Below are 15118 nucleotides of genomic sequence, written 5' to 3'. Positions count from 1 at the left end.
GGTCACAGCCGGGACGTGGCGCCCCCGTGGGCGGCCAGCGCCTTCAGGATCTCCACCACCTCGGCGGCGGACTGGGGCCGGTCCTCCGGGCGCTTCGCCATGAGCCGGGCCACCAGGAGACCCAGGTCGGGGGGGAGGTCCGGGACGGCCTCGCCCAGGGAGGGTGGCGGCGCGTCCAGGTGCAGGGCCAGCAGATCCTCGATGCGGGGGGTGTCGAAGGGCGCGCTCCCGGCGCACAGCTCGAAGAGCATGACTCCCAGCGCGTACAGGTCGGTCCGGGCGTCCACGACCCCGCCGCGGATCTGCTCGGGGGACATGTACCGCGGCGATCCGATGAGGTTCCCCGAATCCCCGGGGGCCGGGGTGGTGGCCGGCGCGGCGAGGCCGAAGTCCATGATCTTGGCGTCGCCCCGGGTGTCGAACAGCACGTTCGCCGGCTTGATGTCCCGGTGGACCACGCCCACGAGGTGGGCCGCCTCCAGGCCCTCGGCGACTTGGCGGGTGATCCGCAGGGCCAGCGGCAGGGGGAGCCGCCCCCGCCCTTCCAGCAGCTCCCGAAGGGTGGTGCCGCGCAGGTATTCCATCGTCACGAAGGGGATGCCCTCGCTCTCGCCGAAGTCGTGGATGCGGAGCACGTAGCGGTGGGAGATCCGCCGGGCCAGGCGGATCTCCTGCTTGAGCCGGTCGAGAAAGGCCGGAACCGAGGCCAGGGCCGGCCGGACCACCTTCAGGGCCACCTCCTCGTCGAGCTGCAGGTCGCGCACCTGGAGGACCACCCCCATCCCGCCCCGGCCCAGCAGCCGTTCCACCCGGTAGCGGCCGGCGAAGGTCTCCCCGATCCGGAGGGGGCCGGGCAGCGGCTCGTCCGCCGGCATGGCCGCGGGCGGTGCCAGGCGCAGGGTCGCCTCGTCATCGCGGACCGGCGGGGAAGACGCGGACGGCCGCCGGGTCGCGGCCAGCAGGGCCAGGAGCTCATCCTTGGCCTTCAGCTCCGCCACCATCGACTTGAAGGTGCGGGTCAGCACGCCCACCTCGTCGGGGCTGGGCATCAGGGCCAGGGGGCCGGGATGCTCCCCGGCCGCCAAGGCCTCCGTGGCCGTGGCGAGCTCCTTCAGCGGGGCCGTCACCTTCCGGGCCGAGCGCAGGCTGAGGCCCAGGGTCACGAGGAGCCCCACGGCCCCGGCGGCGAGGATGGCCCGCTGGAGGTTGCGGAACGGCGCCAGCAGGGGATCCACGGGCATCAGCAGGACATCTGCCATCTCCAGGTCGAGCGCGTTCACGCCCCGGATGGGGGAGACCAGCCCCAGGTAGTTCAGCCCGCCCACGCGGAAGGGCAGCACGCCGGAGCCCTGGCCATCCAGGACCCGGGCCCGCACCGCCAGGAGGGACGGCTCCCGGGCCAGGAGGCGGTCGAGCTCGCCGGAACCCGGGAGGGTGGCGCCCAGGGTCTGGAAGCGGCTGAGCAGAACCAGGTGGGGCGCGGGATCGCCCCGCTGGGGCCCGGCCACGGCCATGCGACGCAGGTCCAGGGCGATCCGGTCATCCACCCGCACGCCCACGAGCATGGCCCCGAGCGCGCGCCCCCCGGGGGATCGCAGCGGCCGGGCCACCGCGTGGTAGACCCCGGGGCGGTTCCCCCAGTCCACGCGCAGGAAGCCCCGATAGGAGGGGCCGGGATGGCCGGCCGTCTCGGCCTCCTCGGGGGCCAGGGCCATCTGCAGGATCCCCGCCTCGGGGAAATCCGTGCGCCCGCCGGGCCCGGTGGTGGACAGCAGGGTGCCGTCCGGCTTCACCACCAAGGCGAGGTCGGCCCCGAGGCGCGGGAGGTTGTCCGCCAGCGTGTCCGCCAGGCTCGCGGAGGCCCCGGATTCCAGCGCCTGCTCCACGAGGGCGAGGTTGCCCGAGTATTCGGTGAAGACCTCCAGGCCCGCGTCCAGAGAGCGTCCCTGCTGCTCGAAGGCGCGCTCCACGACGTACCGCCCGGCGGAGAGGCTCGCGGCCGCCGTGGCCCGGGCGCCGCGCTCCGCCTCGCTGTAGGCCACCCAGAGGATGAGCGCGATGAGGGCGGCGATGGCCGCCGCCTGCCGGAGGAAGAAGGTCCACGCCAGCGTTCGGTACCAGCTCATGGGCTGCGGCATCGGCCTTCCTTGGTCGGTGGCTATACTGGCTCGAATCTACCCCGGATGCCCAGCATGATTCGAGTCCCCGTGAACGGCCAGCCGACCCTGGCCCTGGCTCCGGTCCTGGCCCTGGCTCCGGTCCTGGCCCTGGCTCCGGCCCTGGCGCTGGCCCTGGCGCTGGCCCTGGCGCTGGCCGTTCCCCTGCAGGCGGGCGGACTTGAAGGCCCCGTGCGGCTGCACGAGAAGGACGGCCGGATCCGAGCCTCCCTGAAGGACTGCGTGGCCATCCTGGAGCCCGTCGACGCGCCGGTGCCACCGCCCGGACCCTCGAGGCCCGTGGCCATCCGCACCCTGGGCAAGCAGTTCCAGCCGCGGGTCTCCCTGGCCACGCCCGGCACCGAGGTGACCTTCCCCAACCTCGACCACATCCTCCACAACGTGTTCAGCGTCACCCAGGGCAACCGCTTCGACACGGGCCAGTACCGGCCCGGGGACGCGCCGAAGGTGACAGTGGCCCGGCCAGGCCTCGTGAAGCTCTACTGCAACGTCCACCACCAGATGAACGCCTTCCTCTGGGTGGTGACGACGCCCTTCGCCCAGGTGCTGGACGGCCGCGCCGGGGTGGCCTTCGACCGGGTTCCCCCGGGCACCTACCGGCTGCGCCTCTGGCATCCCGAATCCGGCGAGAAGGCCTGGACCGTGCGGATTGGCGCCGAGGTCACCCATGGAAGCTGGGACCTGGACCTGTCCCTGCCCGCCCTGGAACCCCACAAGAACAAGTTCGGGCAGGACTACCCGCCCCTGGCGGACGACCGGGCCTACTGATCATGCGGTTTTGCGTTCGAAGAAAAAGATCACCTGATGAACGGCGGACTTCAGCCGCAAAAGAAGAACGCGAATGGCGCGAAAACGCCCTCCGGGCGTGCGAAGGGCGCAAAGGGGCCCCGACCCATCCCGGACATCCTTTTGCAGGCGGCGGCCCGGATGTCCTGAGCTGAAGCGCTGGGATCGGCCTTCGCGTCGGCTTTTAAGCTTCCTGTCGAACTGAACGCACCTTGGCATCAGAACCGCTTCTGCACCACCAGCATCGTCCGGGTGACGGACTCATCCGCACCGTCCGTCCGCTGCCGGAGCACCACCAGCGAGGCGATCCAGCGGCGGGGCAGCGGCAGGGACAGGTCGGCGCGGGGCCCCCGCACCCGCCGGTAGTACCACCACTCGTCGCCGTTCACGGGATAGAGGGTGCCCGTGGAGGACAGCCGCTGCCAGGTGAGGGTGAGCTGGGGCCAGTAGGCCCGCTCGCGGCTGCCCAGGGCGACCTGGGCCTCCTCCGACGTCTCGCCGGTCTCGCGGTTCCGGATGCCGGACCATCCGGCTTCCACGGGGAGGATCGCGTGCCAGGTGCCCGAGACCCCGGCCGCGTCCACCACCAGCCGCTGGCGGGCCGCGGGATCATGGCCCGGCAGCCGGCGGAGCCGCTCGTCGCCGGGATCCCAGGCCAGGTCCCAGCGCCCGGCGTGGGCCGTCCAGGACCAGGGCCCGGTGTCGATCCGGAAGACCAGCTGTCCGGCGGCGAGGTCCACGCGTCCGCCCAGGACGTCCCGGACCCGGCCTGCCGCCACGCGGAGACCCGCCTCCTCGAGCATGCCCCCGGCGCCGCGCAGCCCGACCCGCCCGCCGACGCCCAGGAAGCGGAGGTCCGGATCCCACAGCGCCTGCGGGGCCAGGAGGCCGCTGCCCTGGAGCCCCAGGCTCAGGGAGCCGAAGGCCCGCTCGGAGACCCACGACGCGATCCCCCGCGCCACGTCCGCCTGGGTTCCGTTGGAAGGCTGCTGATCCCAACGGGCCGCGTTCAAGCGGTTGCCATCAGATCCCACGGCGGATCGCGTGCCGGCCTCGAGGCGCAGCAGGCCGGACTCCCAGGCCCAGCGGAGGCGAAGCTGCCCATCCAGACGGCGGAAGGCCTCCTCCGGCGCCCCCGGGGCCGAGAGCCGGTCCCCCCGGAGCGTCAGTTCCCAGGCGGGCACCCAGGGGTTGGCAGCCTCCGGGACGAAGGGCGCGGCCTCCTGGCCGGCCAGAGCCGCGGCCACCAGGGGGAGGGTCCAGCGGAGAAGCGTCATCGGCCTCCAGGGGGAGTTTCCGGCGATGGTAGCCCACCACCGTCATCTCAGGCATCTCTTCCCTGATGTCTTCCCCGCGGAACCGGAGGGCCTCTCATCTCCGGACCGGATCTGGAGGAAATCTCCCCACGTCCCACGCTGGACCCATTCCACCCTGGGCCCCGACTCAGGGACCTGCCCGCCAACGGAGGCACCCATGCTCATGTACCCGGCGCACACGCAGCCGGCCGACCCCACGTGGCGTCCCCTCTCCACCGGCCTCCTCGGCGCGGTCCTGCTTGGCCTGGCGCCCTGCGTCGGGGGCGGCGAGGGCGGCGGCCCATGCGGCTACCGACCTTGACGGGGGCATTTCCGAACCGGATGCTGGTCGTGACAGGGAGTCGGATGGGCAATTGGGACCTCGCCATCGCGCTGGACCGATCCAATGCCGAGCCTCTGTACCTGCAACTGGTGAAGGCCATCGAGGAGGGCATCCGCCACGGGCGCTTCAAGCCCGGGGACGCCCTCCCGGGGACCCGGGCCATGGCCGATCTCCTGGGCGTGAACCGCAACACCACGCTGGCCGCCTACCGCGAGCTCGAGGCCGAGGGCTGGATCGAGGCCTCTCCGGATCGCGGCACCTTCATCGCCCGGAACCAGCCTGTGGTCCTCGACGCCCCCGCGGGCATCGCCGCCCAGGACTCGGCCTCCTGGAAGCGGACCACGCCCCGGGAGGGCCCCTTCTTCCAGCCCGGCATGCCCGCGCCCGAGTCCTTCCAGCTCCTGCCGGACACCACGGACCTGCGGCTCACGCCCACGGAGGCCATCCACCGGGCCTACGGCCGCGTGCTGCGGCTGCATCCGGAGCGCCTGCTCCAGCCGGGCTGGGATCCGCGCGGCCTGCTGGACCTGCGGAACTCGCTCTGCAAGATGCTGCGTGACCTGCGCGGCCTCTCGGTGGAGGCGGGCAACCTCCTGCTCACCCGCGGCCTGATGAGCACCCTCAACCTGGTGTCGCGGGTGCTCTTCGGGCCTGGGGACGCGGTGGCCGTGGAGAACCCCGGGCAGTTCCGCGTGGCCGAGGCCTTCCGGGCCGCCGGCGCCCGGCTCTTCGCCGTCCCCGTGGACGCCCACGGCCTGGACGTGGAGGCCCTCGAGCACCTCCTGCGCCGGGAGCCCATCCGCCTCCTCTACCTCACCACGGCGCCCCAGCAGCCCACCCAGGTGAGCCTGGATCCGGCTCGGCGCCAGCGGCTGCTCCAGCTCTCGGAGGCCCACGGCTTCCGCATCCTGGAAGGCGACCCGGCCCTGGGCTTCCACCGGGAGCGCAATCCGCGCCTCCCGCTCGCCAGCGAGGATCCCAAGGGCCGCGTGCTCTACTTCAGCAGCTTCGAGCAGATCCTCGCGCCGGGCATGCAGGTGGGCTTCCTGGCGGGCGAGGCTGGCCTCATCAAGACGCTGGCCCAGCAGCGCCAGCTGGTGGACTGGCCCGGCAACCTCGTGCAGGAGGCCACCATCGAGGAAACCCTGCGGGACGGCGAGATCGTGCGGCACCTGCGGCGCGTGCGGAAGCTCACGGACGAGCGGCGGGAGACCATGGTGGACCGCCTGCTGCTCCACCTCCACCCCGCCATCTCCGTGAAGAACCCGCGGGAGGGGCTCTCCCTGTGGGTCCGCGTGGCCGAGGGCGTGCCCCTCGAGGCCTGGACCGAGCGCTGCCTGGCCCACGGCGTGGTGGTCTACCCGGGGAGCCTGTACGACCTCCACCGCCAGCCCGTGCCCTACCTGAGCCTGGGGTTCGCCGCCCACGACCTGGACGAGCAGAACGAGGCCTGCCGCCGCATGGCTCTGGCCCTGGCCGAGGTCAGAGGCAGCTGACGGCTACCATGGCTGCATGAACGACCAGGATCAGCGACCCCCGCGCCGCCCCCGCTACAAGGGCACCCACCCCCGGCGCTTCGAGGAGAAGTACAAGGAGCTGGCCCCGGAGCGCTACGCCGAGGAGCAGGCCAAGGTCGCAGCCCGGGGGCACACGCCCGCCGGCACCCATCGGTCGATCATGGTGGACGAGATCCTCGAGGCGCTGGCGCCCAAGCCGGGTGAGGTCGCCCTGGACGCCACCCTGGGCTACGGCGGCCATGCCCGGGAGATCCTGACGCGGCTCCAGCCCGGCGGACGCCTGGTGGGACTGGACGTGGATCCCCTCGAGCTGCCCCGCACCGAGGCGCGGCTGCGGGCTCTGGGCTTCGACGAGGCCGCGCTGATCGTGCGCCGCACCAACTTCGCCAGCCTCGCGAAGGTGGCGGCGGAGCTCGGTCCCTTCGACCTGGCGCTGGCGGACCTGGGCGTGTCCTCCATGCAGATCGACAACCCGGCCCGCGGGTTCACTTGGAAGGCGGAGGGGCCCCTGGACCTGCGCCTCAACCCCCAGAAGGGCCGCCCCGCCGCGGACCTGCTGGCCGCGCTCGATGGGGATGCCCTGGCGGAGCTCCTGGCGGAGAACGCCGACGAGCCCCATGCAGACGCCCTCGCGCAGGCCATCGCAGGCCTCCGGGTCGGCACCACGCGGGAGCTGGCGGGCCACGTGCGCGCCGCCCTGCCCGCGCTGGACGACGACGAGCTCAAGAAGGTCCTCCAGCGCACCTTCCAGGCCCTGCGCATCGCCGTGAACGACGAATTCGGCGTGCTGGACCGCTTCCTCGCCCAGCTGCCCGGCGCCCTGAAACCCGGCGGCCGCGTGGCCATCCTCACCTTCCACTCCGGCGAGGATCGCCGCGTGAAGAAGGCCTTCCAGCAGGGCCTCCGGGAGGGCCACTATGCGGAAGCCGCGCCCGAGCCCCTCCGCGCGTCACCGGAGGAGCGCCGTGCCAATCCGCGTTCCACCAGCGCCAAGCTCCGCTGGGCCGTGCGGGCGTCCTGACGGCCCGACCCCAGACCATCCGGAAAAGACGAACGAGAATGACGCGAAAACGCCCTGCGGGCGCGCGAAGAGCGCGAATGGGACTCGTCCCACCCCGGACATCCCTTCACGGGCTGCGGCCATGGCGGCCCATGGAAGCCGCCCGGAGCCGCCGCCCGTGAAGCAGGCCGCAGGCCCGGATGTCCCACGGCCGAGGCGCTGGTGGCTGCCTTCGCGCTCTTCAGGGCTTTTCTTCGCGCCCTTCGCGTTCGTCTTTTCGATCCGGGGGTCGCGGGGCGAGTGCTCACTCCGAGCCCGCCAGGCGGCCCAGCTCCAGCGCGAAGCGCACCTGCTGCATCAGGCCCGCCAGGTTCCAGGCGGGGTCGTAGCGGTCCGAAGGCCGGTGGTAGTGGTTCAGGAAGTCCGAGGCCTTCGCCTGGGCCGCGGCCTTGTCACCCAGGTAGTCCCAGCCGCCGTCCAGTGAGAAGCCCGGCGACAGGGCGGGCACGCCGGCCTTCATGAAGGGGTAGTGGTCGGAGCGGAAGCAGAGGCCCGCCGGATCGGCCTTCGGCGGGGTGATCACGAGGCCCGTGGCGGCGGCCGCCCGGGCGCAGAGGGCGCGGGTGGCCAGATCATCCGACCCCAGCAGGCCGATGTCGCGGGTGGGCCCCACCACGTTCAGGCTCTCGAGGTTGATGACGAGCCGGGTCTTCGCCAGCGGCCGCAGGGGCGCGGCCACGTAGGCCGAGGAGCCCAGCAGGCCCTGCTCCTCCGCGCAGGGGAAGAGGAACAGCACGCTGCGCGCGAGCGGCCGGGCCGCCAGCGCCTGGGCCAGGGCCAGGACCGCCGCGCAGCCCGTGGCGTTGTCCACGGCCCCGGCGTAGATGGCTCCGTCCGGCCGCTTGCCGAAGTGGTCCCAGTGGGCCGCGTAGATCACGCATTCGTCGCGGAGGGCGGGATCCGTGCCCGGAAGGATCCCTGCCACGTTCCACTGCTCCAGGGTGCGCACGGCGGAGTGCAGCGCTCCCTTGGCACGGAGGGGCAACGGGACGGGGCGGAAGCCAGCCGCGTCGGCGCCCGCGGCCAGGGCATGGAAATCCTGGCCCGCCGCCTCGAAGAGGCGGACCGCGAAGGCCTCGGTGATCCAGCCCTGCATCGCGCCGGCCTGCCCGGAGCCCTTCCGCTGAAACCGCTCGCCGCCCCAACTGTTCCGGACCACGGTCCAGCCGTAGCCGGCGGAGGCGTCCGTGTGCACCAGCAGCGCGCCCGCGGCGCCGCGGCGGCGAGCCTCCTCGAACTTGTAGGTCCAGCGCCCCTGCTCGTTCTCCGGCTGGCAGCAGAGGGGCATCGGCGCGCCTCCCCGGCGGTCGCCCACGAGCATGACCAGGACCTTGCCGCGCACATCCAGCCCCTTGTAGTCGTCCCGGCCGGAGGCGGCGATGCCATGCCCCACGAAGACCAGGGGCGCGTCCACGGGCAGGGCGGTCTCGGCGCCAGCGGCGCCCATCACCAGGTCCGTCCTGAGCAGGGGCGTCGTCACCCCTTTCGGCCCCTCGAAGGCGAGGCGGCTGGCAGCCTCCTCCAGCCGCACACCCGAAAGGCGCACGCTCTGGCGGAAGCTGGATCCGTTCGCGGGCTGGAGGCCCATCGCCTGGAGCTGGGTCTCCAGGTACCGCACGGCCAATTCTCCGCCGCGCTGACCGGTGCCCCGGCCCTCCAGCACGTCATCCGCCAGGAAGGCCAGGTGGGCGCGCAGGGCGCCCTCCTCCACCGGGGGGCGCTGGGCCAGCAGGCCCGAGCAGGCGAGGGCGAGGCAGAGGACGGTTCGCATGGTGGGCTCCGGGACCACCTTAGCGTGCCCAACGGATCCCTACCGGATCCCCCAACGGATCGATGTTGTCCAAGGCAACTGTCCATCCCCCCTCAACCTCCGGCCCCCTCCTGCGTAAGCTGCCTGGACCCCTCAGGAACCCGGAGAGACGTATGCGCCTGTTGCCCTTCTTCGCCACCGCCCTCGTCGTGGCGGCTTCCGTCAGCGCCTCGGCGCAGATCGACGCCCGCCTGATGCGCTACCCCGACGTGTCGGCGACGCAGATCGTCTTCACCTACGCCAACGACCTGTGGATCGTCCCCAAGGCCGGCGGCACGGCCCAGCGGCTGTCCACCCCCAAAGGGGAGGAGTCCTTCGCCCGCTTCTCGCCGGACGGCCGGGAGGTGGCCTTCAGCGGCAACTACGACGGCAACCTGGATGTCTACACCCTGCCCGTCACCGGTGGCGTGCCCACCCGAATCACCCACCACCCCATGCCCGACCGAATGGTGGACTGGACGCCCGACGGGAAGTCGATCCTGTTCGCATCCGGCATGGAATCGGGCAAGGACCGCTTCAACAAGCTCTTCACGGTGGCCAAGGACGGCGGCCTGCCGAAGGCCATGCCCCTGCCCTACGCCGAGTTCGGCGCCCTGTCCCCCGACGGCAAGGTGCTGGCCTACCAGCCCATCAGCACGGACTTCCGCACCTGGAAGCGCTACCGCGGCGGCATGGCCTCGGAGATCTGGTTCTACGACCTGGAGAAGAAGACCGCCACCCGCCTGCCCAGCGAGGGCGGCTCCAACGACTCCCAGCCCATGTGGCACGGCGGGAAGGTCTACTTCCTCTCCGATCGCGATAGCGCGAAGCGCGCGAACGTCTGGTCCTATGACCTGGCCACCAAGGCCTTCAAGCAGATCACCTTCTTCAAGGACTACGACGCCCACTTCCCGGCCATCGGCCCCTCGGACATCGTGCTCGAGGCCGGCGGCCGCCTCCACCGCATCGAGCTGCCCTCCGAGAAGGTGGTCGAGGTGAAGGTGGAGGTGGTGACGGACCAGGCCACCTTGAGGCCACGGGAGGAGAACGCCAGCCGCCTCCTGAAGAACCCCACCCTCTCGCCCCAGGGCAAGCGCGTGCTCTTCGAGGCCCGGGGCGAGGTCTTCTCCGTGCCCGCCGAGAAGGGCTACGTGATGGACCTCACGCGCACGCCCGGCGCGGCGGAACGCTACCCCGCCCTGTCCCCGGACGGCAAGCAGGTGGCCTACTTCAGCGACCGGTCGGGGGAGTACGAGCTGTACCTGCGGCCCGCGGACGGCTCCGGCCAGGAGCGCCAGGTCACGCACCTGGGCCCCGGTTTCCGTTACCGCATCTCCTGGTCGCCGGACGGAAAGCAGGTGGTCTTCGCGGACCAGGCCATGCGCATCAACCTCTGCGATCTGGGCACCGGCAAGGTCCAGGCGGTGGACAAGGGCCTCTACCTGTTTGATGGCCCCCTGGAGGCCTTCCGCGCCAGCTGGTCCCCGGACAGCCGCTGGGTCGCCTTCCCCCTCGACGCCCCCAACCGCAACAGCGTGATCGCGATCTACGACACGAAGACCGGGCAGCGGCACCAGGTGACGGCGCCCTTCTACAACGCCGGCGACCCCGCCTTCGACCCCGAGGGCAAGTATCTCTTCCTCAGCACCGGCCAGCAGTTCGCACCCACCTACAGCGACCTGGACGGCACCTGGGTCTATGCCGCCACCACCCGCCTGGCGGCCCTGCCCCTGCGCAAGGACGTGCCCTCGCCCCTGGCCCCCCGCAACGACGCGGACGAGACAAAAGATGAGAAGGCGAAAGACGAGAAGAAGGAGGCTGGCAACGGAGGCGCCAAGAAGGACGCCGACAAGCCCGAGGCCCCCAAGGCCGTGGAGATCGACTTCGACGGCCTGGAGTCCCGCATGGTGCTGCTGCCCCCCGTGGCCGGCTACTACACGGACCTGGCTGCCACCAAGGGCAAGCTGGTCTACCGCCGCGCAGCCCAGCTCAACCCCATGGCCGAGACCTTCACGGGCACGCTCTACACCTACGATCTGGAGGGACGCGAGGAGAAGGCCGTGCTGCCGGATGTGGACGGCGCCCTCGTCAGCGAGGACGGCAAGAAGGTGCTGGTGAATCGGAAGCAGGAGTACGCCCTCCTGGACCTGAAGCCCGACCAGAAGTTCGAGAAGAAGCTGCCCACGGGCGAGCTGATGATGACCGTGGAGCCCCGGGCCGAGTGGCAGCAGATCTTCAACGACGCCTGGCGCCTCGAGCGCGACATGTTCTACGACCCCGGCATGCACGGCGTGGACTGGAAGGCCCAGAAGGCGCGCTACGGCAAGCTGCTGCAGGGCTGCGTCACCCGCGAGGACGTGAACTTCGTCATCGGCGAGCTCATCTCCGAGCTGAACGCCTCCCACGCCTACCGGGGCGGCGGTGATCAGGAGATGCCGGCCCGACTCGGCGTCGGCCTCCTGGGCGCGGACTTCGCCCTGGAGCACGGCACCTACCGCATCAAGACCATCCTGCGGGGCGCGGCCTGGGATGCCAGCGTCCGCGGCCCCCTGGCCCAGCCCGGCCTCCAGGTGAAGGAGGGCGACTACCTCCTGGCCGTGAACCGAATTCCCCTCGATCCCCGCGTGGACCCCTGGGCGGCCTTCCAGGGCCTGGCCGGCAAGACCGTGCTCCTCACCGTCAATGACAAGCCCACCCTGGAGGGCGCCCGCGACGTGGCGGTGGCGACCGTGGCCAACGACTACCCCCAGCGCTACTGGGCCTGGATCGAGGCCAACCGGAAATACGTGGAGAAGGCCTCCGGCGGCCGCATCGGCTATGTCTACGTGCCCGACACGGGCATCGGCGGACAGACGGACCTGGTGCGCCAGTTCCGCGGCCAGTGGGACAAGGAGGGCCTGATCATCGACGAGCGCTTTAACAGCGGCGGCCAGATCCCCGACCGCTTCATCGAGATGCTGGGCCGCAAGACCCTGAACTACTGGGGCGTGCGCGATGGCAAGGACTGGCAGTGGCCCCAGATCGCCCACGACGGCCCCATGGCCATGCTCATCAACGGCTGGAGCGGCTCCGGCGGCGACCTCTTCCCCCACTACTTCCGCCAGGCCGGCCTCGGCCCCCTCATTGGCCGGCGTACCTGGGGCGGGCTCATCGGCATCAGCGGAGCCCCGGCCCTCATCGACGGCGGCACGGTGACCGTGCCCACCTTCGGCATCTACTCGAAGGACGGACAGTGGATCGTCGAAGGCCACGGCGTGGACCCCGACATCGAGGTGGTGGACGATCCCGCCCTGCTGGCCCAGGGCAAGGATCCCCAGCTCGACCGGGCCATCCAGGAGGTGGAAGCGGCGATCAGGAAGCAGCCTTCCGCCACCCGCAAGCCCGCCTATCCTGACCGCTCCGGAAGGTGACATGCGCCCAATCCGTTACGCTCTCCTGGTCCTGCCGACCCTGGCCTCCAGCCTGCTCCCGGCCCAGGCGCCCACGGAGGGCGACGCCCGGCTCCGCAACTTCCGGCTCCAGTCCGGCGAGACGCTGTCCGAGCTGCGCATCCACTACCGCACCTACGGCACGCCGCGAAAGGATACCTCCGGCGTGGTCCATAACGCCGTGTTCATCCTGCACAGCACCACCGGAAGCGGGGCCCAGTTCACGGGCCCCGCTTCCCGGGTCGGTTCTTCGGCCTCGGTCAGCCCCTGGATGCCGCGACGTATTTCATTGTGCTGCCCGACGGCATAGACCACGGGAAATCCATCAAACCCCGAGACGCGAGGCCTCGGCAGCCACAGGGTGGCGGCGCTGGGGAGGAACCTGCTGGTGGACCTGTAGAAGCGGTCGGAATGCCCCGTAAGGCGCGCCATCCCGCTCAGGGCACCTTGAAGGTGAACCGCGTGTGGCAGGGCAGACAGAGGTTCTCGCTAGCCTTGTGCTCGTGATGGCAGCGGGTACAGTCCGTCTGGGTACCGTAGTGCCGGTTCAGGTGGGGGTTCGTGGGCTTCACCTGAACCGTTCGGGCGGCCAGGTCCGCGGGGTCGTGGCAGCCCTGGCACTGACGGAAGGGTACGGCGGCTGGCTTGCCGCCCTTGCCGTGGCACTGGGCGCAGGTGACGCCGCGGGCCGCGTGTTTCGAGGTCCGCGCCGCAGGAGCGGCGCCCAGGGAGGACGCCAGCAGGCCGGCGAGGCCGAATTCCAGAATCCGGGAGGGAGTGAGGATGGTCATGTCGTCTCCATTCGGGCGTCGTCCCGGGGTCAAAGGCGCGCGACGTGGCGGCCCGTCAGGTAGCCGAAGGTGTAGCAGCGCCCCAAGGAGAGGCCGAACACCGTGAGCGGGTAGTCCACGCCGCCGTAGAAGCCGCCGCCGAGGTTACCGACGAGAAAGAGGCCCTTGATGGGCTTGCCGTCAGCGTCCAGGGCCTGGTGGTGCTCGTCCACAAGCATGCCGGAGCAGATGGCGGACACGCGCACGCGGCGATGGATGCCGTAGAAGGGGGCCTTCAGGATGGGGGCGAGGAAGTTCGCGGGCTTGCCGAAGTCGTTGTCCTTGCCGGAGGCCACCACCTCGTTGTACCGCCTAACCGTGGCCACGAAAGTGGCGGGATCCACCTCGAGCTTGCAGGCCAGCTCGTCCAGGGTGTCGGCCTTGTGGGTGTTGACCTGGGACTCGAACACCCCCTTCTTGGGGCCGGGCTCGTCGGGCATGTAGTTCTTCAGCCCATCGGGTGGAACCAGCTTGCCCGGCCAGGTGGCCGCCTGGGTCATGTAGTCGGCGTCGAAGACCTGCGAATAGTGTCCGGCGTTCTCCGCGTCCTTCAGGTAGTTGTTCAGCAGGGACATCTCCACCGTCTCGTTGACGAAGCGGCGGCCCTTGCGATCCACGGTCAGGAAGGGCATGTCGCACATGGAGGCCGGTCCCGCATCGAAGTCGTGGAGCATCTTGGTGTGCCCGATGGGCTCGAAGACGCCGCCCGCCCAGTAGGCCAGCGCGAAGCCGTCCCCGGTCTTATCCAGCTGCTTGCGCTCCAGGTGCTTCACGTCGGGGACGAAGTAGTCCGACATGGCCTTGTTGTTCTGGTAGTCGCCGGTGGCGAGGATGACGCCCTTCTTCGCCAGGAACTTGCGGTACTTGCCGTCATGGCCCCGTGCGATGACGCCCTGCACCTCGCCCGACTTCGCCTGGACCAGCTGCACGGCGGGCATCTGGTAAAAGAACCTCACGCCCGCCTTCTCCGCGGTCTTGGCAAGGGCCCGCATGCCGTCGCCCGTGGTGTAGGGCTTGGGGCCGAAGAAGGAGGTGACGTAGCCCATGCCGTAGCCGTTCACCTTGAGGATGGCGCGCTGGACCGGGCTGCCCTGGTCCACCACTGTGGCGCCGCCCTGCTTGGCACGGTCGATGACCCAGCGCACGGCCTCGCCGGAGTGATAGGCCCACTGGCGGATCAGTCTGGGGTTGCAGCGGTGGTTGCTGTCGGCGATGAGGCGTGCCACCAGGGCCTCGACGCCCGCCTTTTCGCTGGCGGCCAGGTCGATGCCGGAACCCGTGTTGCCCTGGGACAGGGCGAAGGGTGCCTTCTGAACCACGGCGACCTTGGCGCCGTGCTCCGCGGCGGACAGGGCCGCGGGCACACCCGAGGCGCCGGCACCCACCACCACCACGTCGAAGGTCAGGGTTTCTGAGATCTCGCGGTCGCGGATGGGCTTCGGCTTGGGCAGGAAGGTCAGCGTGGCGCCGCCGTCCGTGCTGGTGGCGAAGGCCTCCGCCTTGGGTTCCTTGACGGCCGCAGCCAGGGCCGGGGAAGCCCCCATGCCGAAGAGCCCCACGGCGGCGGCGCCCCCCGCCGCCCGGCCCAGGAAGCTGCGGCGCGACAGGCCCTGCTCCAGCACCTGGCGCGTGTAGGCGTCCGGCCCCTGCCCTTCCTCTCTCGGTTCATCGCTCATGTGTCGTCTCCTTGTCACTCGGATGCGGGGATCGCCGCGCCCTCAGCTCACTCGGCGCGGTCCGTGGCCTCGGCGGTCAGCGCCCGCCCGGCCTTCTTGAATTCGTGGATGCTCTGGCCCAGCGACTTGCCCAGGCTGGGCAGGCGCGACGGCCCGAAGAAGATCAGCAGTACTCCGCCGATCGTCAGGATCTCGGTCATGCCCAGGTTGCCCATGG

General features: G+C 70.9%; 12 protein-coding genes. 6 read left to right on the top strand and 6 right to left on the bottom strand.

The window, feature by feature from the left end:
- Positions 1–2: 2 nt before the first annotated feature.
- The gene (locus tag MLJ35_RS09695) at positions 3–2138 is read right to left on the bottom strand and encodes a serine/threonine-protein kinase (RefSeq protein WP_243384186.1); all 2136 of its coding nucleotides are present in this window, start codon (positions 2136–2138) and stop codon (positions 3–5) included.
- Between the two features lie 54 nt (positions 2139–2192).
- Between MLJ35_RS09695 and MLJ35_RS09690 the strand changes: the two genes are divergently transcribed.
- Positions 2193–2945: a cupredoxin domain-containing protein gene (locus MLJ35_RS09690; RefSeq protein ID WP_243384185.1), complete on the top strand. Its 753-nt coding sequence runs from the start codon at positions 2193–2195 to the stop codon at positions 2943–2945.
- Between the two features lie 236 nt (positions 2946–3181).
- On the opposite strand, the gene MLJ35_RS09685 is transcribed toward MLJ35_RS09690, so the two are convergent.
- Complete coding sequence (locus MLJ35_RS09685) at positions 3182–4240, bottom strand: hypothetical protein (protein ID WP_243384184.1); 1059 nt, start codon at positions 4238–4240, stop codon at positions 3182–3184.
- 196 nt (positions 4241–4436) lie between these two features.
- Between MLJ35_RS09685 and MLJ35_RS09680 the strand changes: the two genes are divergently transcribed.
- Genes MLJ35_RS09680 through rsmH form a run of 3 tightly spaced genes read left to right on the top strand, consistent with a single transcriptional unit; the run spans position 4437 to position 7139 of the window.
- Positions 4437–4580: a hypothetical protein gene (locus MLJ35_RS09680; RefSeq protein WP_243384183.1), complete on the top strand. Its 144-nt coding sequence runs from the start codon at positions 4437–4439 to the stop codon at positions 4578–4580.
- Positions 4581–4624: 44 nt separating this feature from the next.
- Positions 4625–6097 (top strand): aminotransferase-like domain-containing protein, encoded by a 1473-nt coding sequence (locus MLJ35_RS09675; RefSeq protein ID WP_243384182.1) that lies wholly within the window; start codon positions 4625–4627, stop codon positions 6095–6097.
- 16 nt (positions 6098–6113) lie between these two features.
- Positions 6114–7139 (top strand): 16S rRNA (cytosine(1402)-N(4))-methyltransferase RsmH, encoded by a 1026-nt coding sequence (rsmH, locus tag MLJ35_RS09670; protein WP_243384181.1) that lies wholly within the window; start codon positions 6114–6116, stop codon positions 7137–7139.
- A 283-nt stretch (positions 7140–7422) separates the two neighbouring features.
- Here rsmH and MLJ35_RS09665 read toward each other — a convergent pair whose 3' ends face one another.
- Positions 7423–8949 (bottom strand): M28 family peptidase, encoded by a 1527-nt coding sequence (locus MLJ35_RS09665; RefSeq protein ID WP_243384180.1) that lies wholly within the window; start codon positions 8947–8949, stop codon positions 7423–7425.
- 152 nt (positions 8950–9101) lie between these two features.
- On the opposite strand from MLJ35_RS09665, the gene MLJ35_RS09660 reads away from it, so the two are divergent.
- A complete protein-coding gene (locus tag MLJ35_RS09660) occupies positions 9102–12377 on the top strand; it encodes a S41 family peptidase (RefSeq protein WP_243384179.1) in 3276 nt (1091 codons plus the stop codon).
- Between the two features lies 1 nt (position 12378).
- A complete protein-coding gene (locus MLJ35_RS09655) occupies positions 12379–12705 on the top strand; it encodes an alpha/beta hydrolase family protein (RefSeq protein WP_243384178.1) in 327 nt (108 codons plus the stop codon).
- A gap of 127 nt (positions 12706–12832) precedes the next feature.
- Here the strand turns inward: MLJ35_RS09655 and MLJ35_RS09650 are convergent, their stop codons facing one another.
- From MLJ35_RS09650 to MLJ35_RS09640, 3 genes are read right to left on the bottom strand one after another with little or no spacing between them, the layout of a single operon-like run.
- Entirely contained in the window at positions 12833–13186 is a 354-nt protein-coding gene (locus MLJ35_RS09650) for a cytochrome c3 family protein (protein WP_243384177.1), read from the bottom strand.
- A 29-nt stretch (positions 13187–13215) separates the two neighbouring features.
- The gene (locus MLJ35_RS09645; protein WP_243384176.1) at positions 13216–14901 is read right to left on the bottom strand and encodes an FAD-dependent oxidoreductase; all 1686 of its coding nucleotides are present in this window, start codon (positions 14899–14901) and stop codon (positions 13216–13218) included.
- Between the two features lie 47 nt (positions 14902–14948).
- Positions 14949–15116, bottom strand: coding sequence for a twin-arginine translocase TatA/TatE family subunit (locus MLJ35_RS09640; RefSeq protein WP_243384175.1), 168 nt, complete (start codon positions 15114–15116; stop codon positions 14949–14951).
- Positions 15117–15118 lie beyond the last annotated feature (2 nt).

Origin of the sequence: Geothrix alkalitolerans, assembly GCF_022808885.1 — a bacterium.
GTDB lineage: Bacteria > Acidobacteriota > Holophagae > Holophagales > Holophagaceae > Geothrix > Geothrix alkalitolerans.
Note: the sequence above shows the minus strand (reverse complement) of the source record. Positions and strands in the feature narration are given on the sequence as shown.

Coding starts and splice junctions, on each gene's coding strand:
- MLJ35_RS09695 (WP_243384186.1), bottom strand. CDS start 2,138: ATGCCGCAGCCCATGAGCTGGTACCGAACGCTGGCGTGGACCTTCTTC.
- MLJ35_RS09690 (WP_243384185.1), top strand. CDS start 2,193: ATGATTCGAGTCCCCGTGAACGGCCAGCCGACCCTGGCCCTGGCTCCG.
- MLJ35_RS09685 (WP_243384184.1), bottom strand. CDS start 4,240: ATGACGCTTCTCCGCTGGACCCTCCCCCTGGTGGCCGCGGCTCTGGCC.
- MLJ35_RS09680 (WP_243384183.1), top strand. CDS start 4,437: ATGCTCATGTACCCGGCGCACACGCAGCCGGCCGACCCCACGTGGCGT.
- MLJ35_RS09675 (WP_243384182.1), top strand. CDS start 4,625: ATGGGCAATTGGGACCTCGCCATCGCGCTGGACCGATCCAATGCCGAG.
- rsmH (WP_243384181.1), top strand. CDS start 6,114: ATGAACGACCAGGATCAGCGACCCCCGCGCCGCCCCCGCTACAAGGGC.
- MLJ35_RS09665 (WP_243384180.1), bottom strand. CDS start 8,949: ATGCGAACCGTCCTCTGCCTCGCCCTCGCCTGCTCGGGCCTGCTGGCC.
- MLJ35_RS09660 (WP_243384179.1), top strand. CDS start 9,102: ATGCGCCTGTTGCCCTTCTTCGCCACCGCCCTCGTCGTGGCGGCTTCC.
- MLJ35_RS09655 (WP_243384178.1), top strand. CDS start 12,379: ATGCGCCCAATCCGTTACGCTCTCCTGGTCCTGCCGACCCTGGCCTCC.
- MLJ35_RS09650 (WP_243384177.1), bottom strand. CDS start 13,186: ATGACCATCCTCACTCCCTCCCGGATTCTGGAATTCGGCCTCGCCGGC.
- MLJ35_RS09645 (WP_243384176.1), bottom strand. CDS start 14,901: ATGAGCGATGAACCGAGAGAGGAAGGGCAGGGGCCGGACGCCTACACG.
- MLJ35_RS09640 (WP_243384175.1), bottom strand. CDS start 15,116: ATGGGCAACCTGGGCATGACCGAGATCCTGACGATCGGCGGAGTACTG.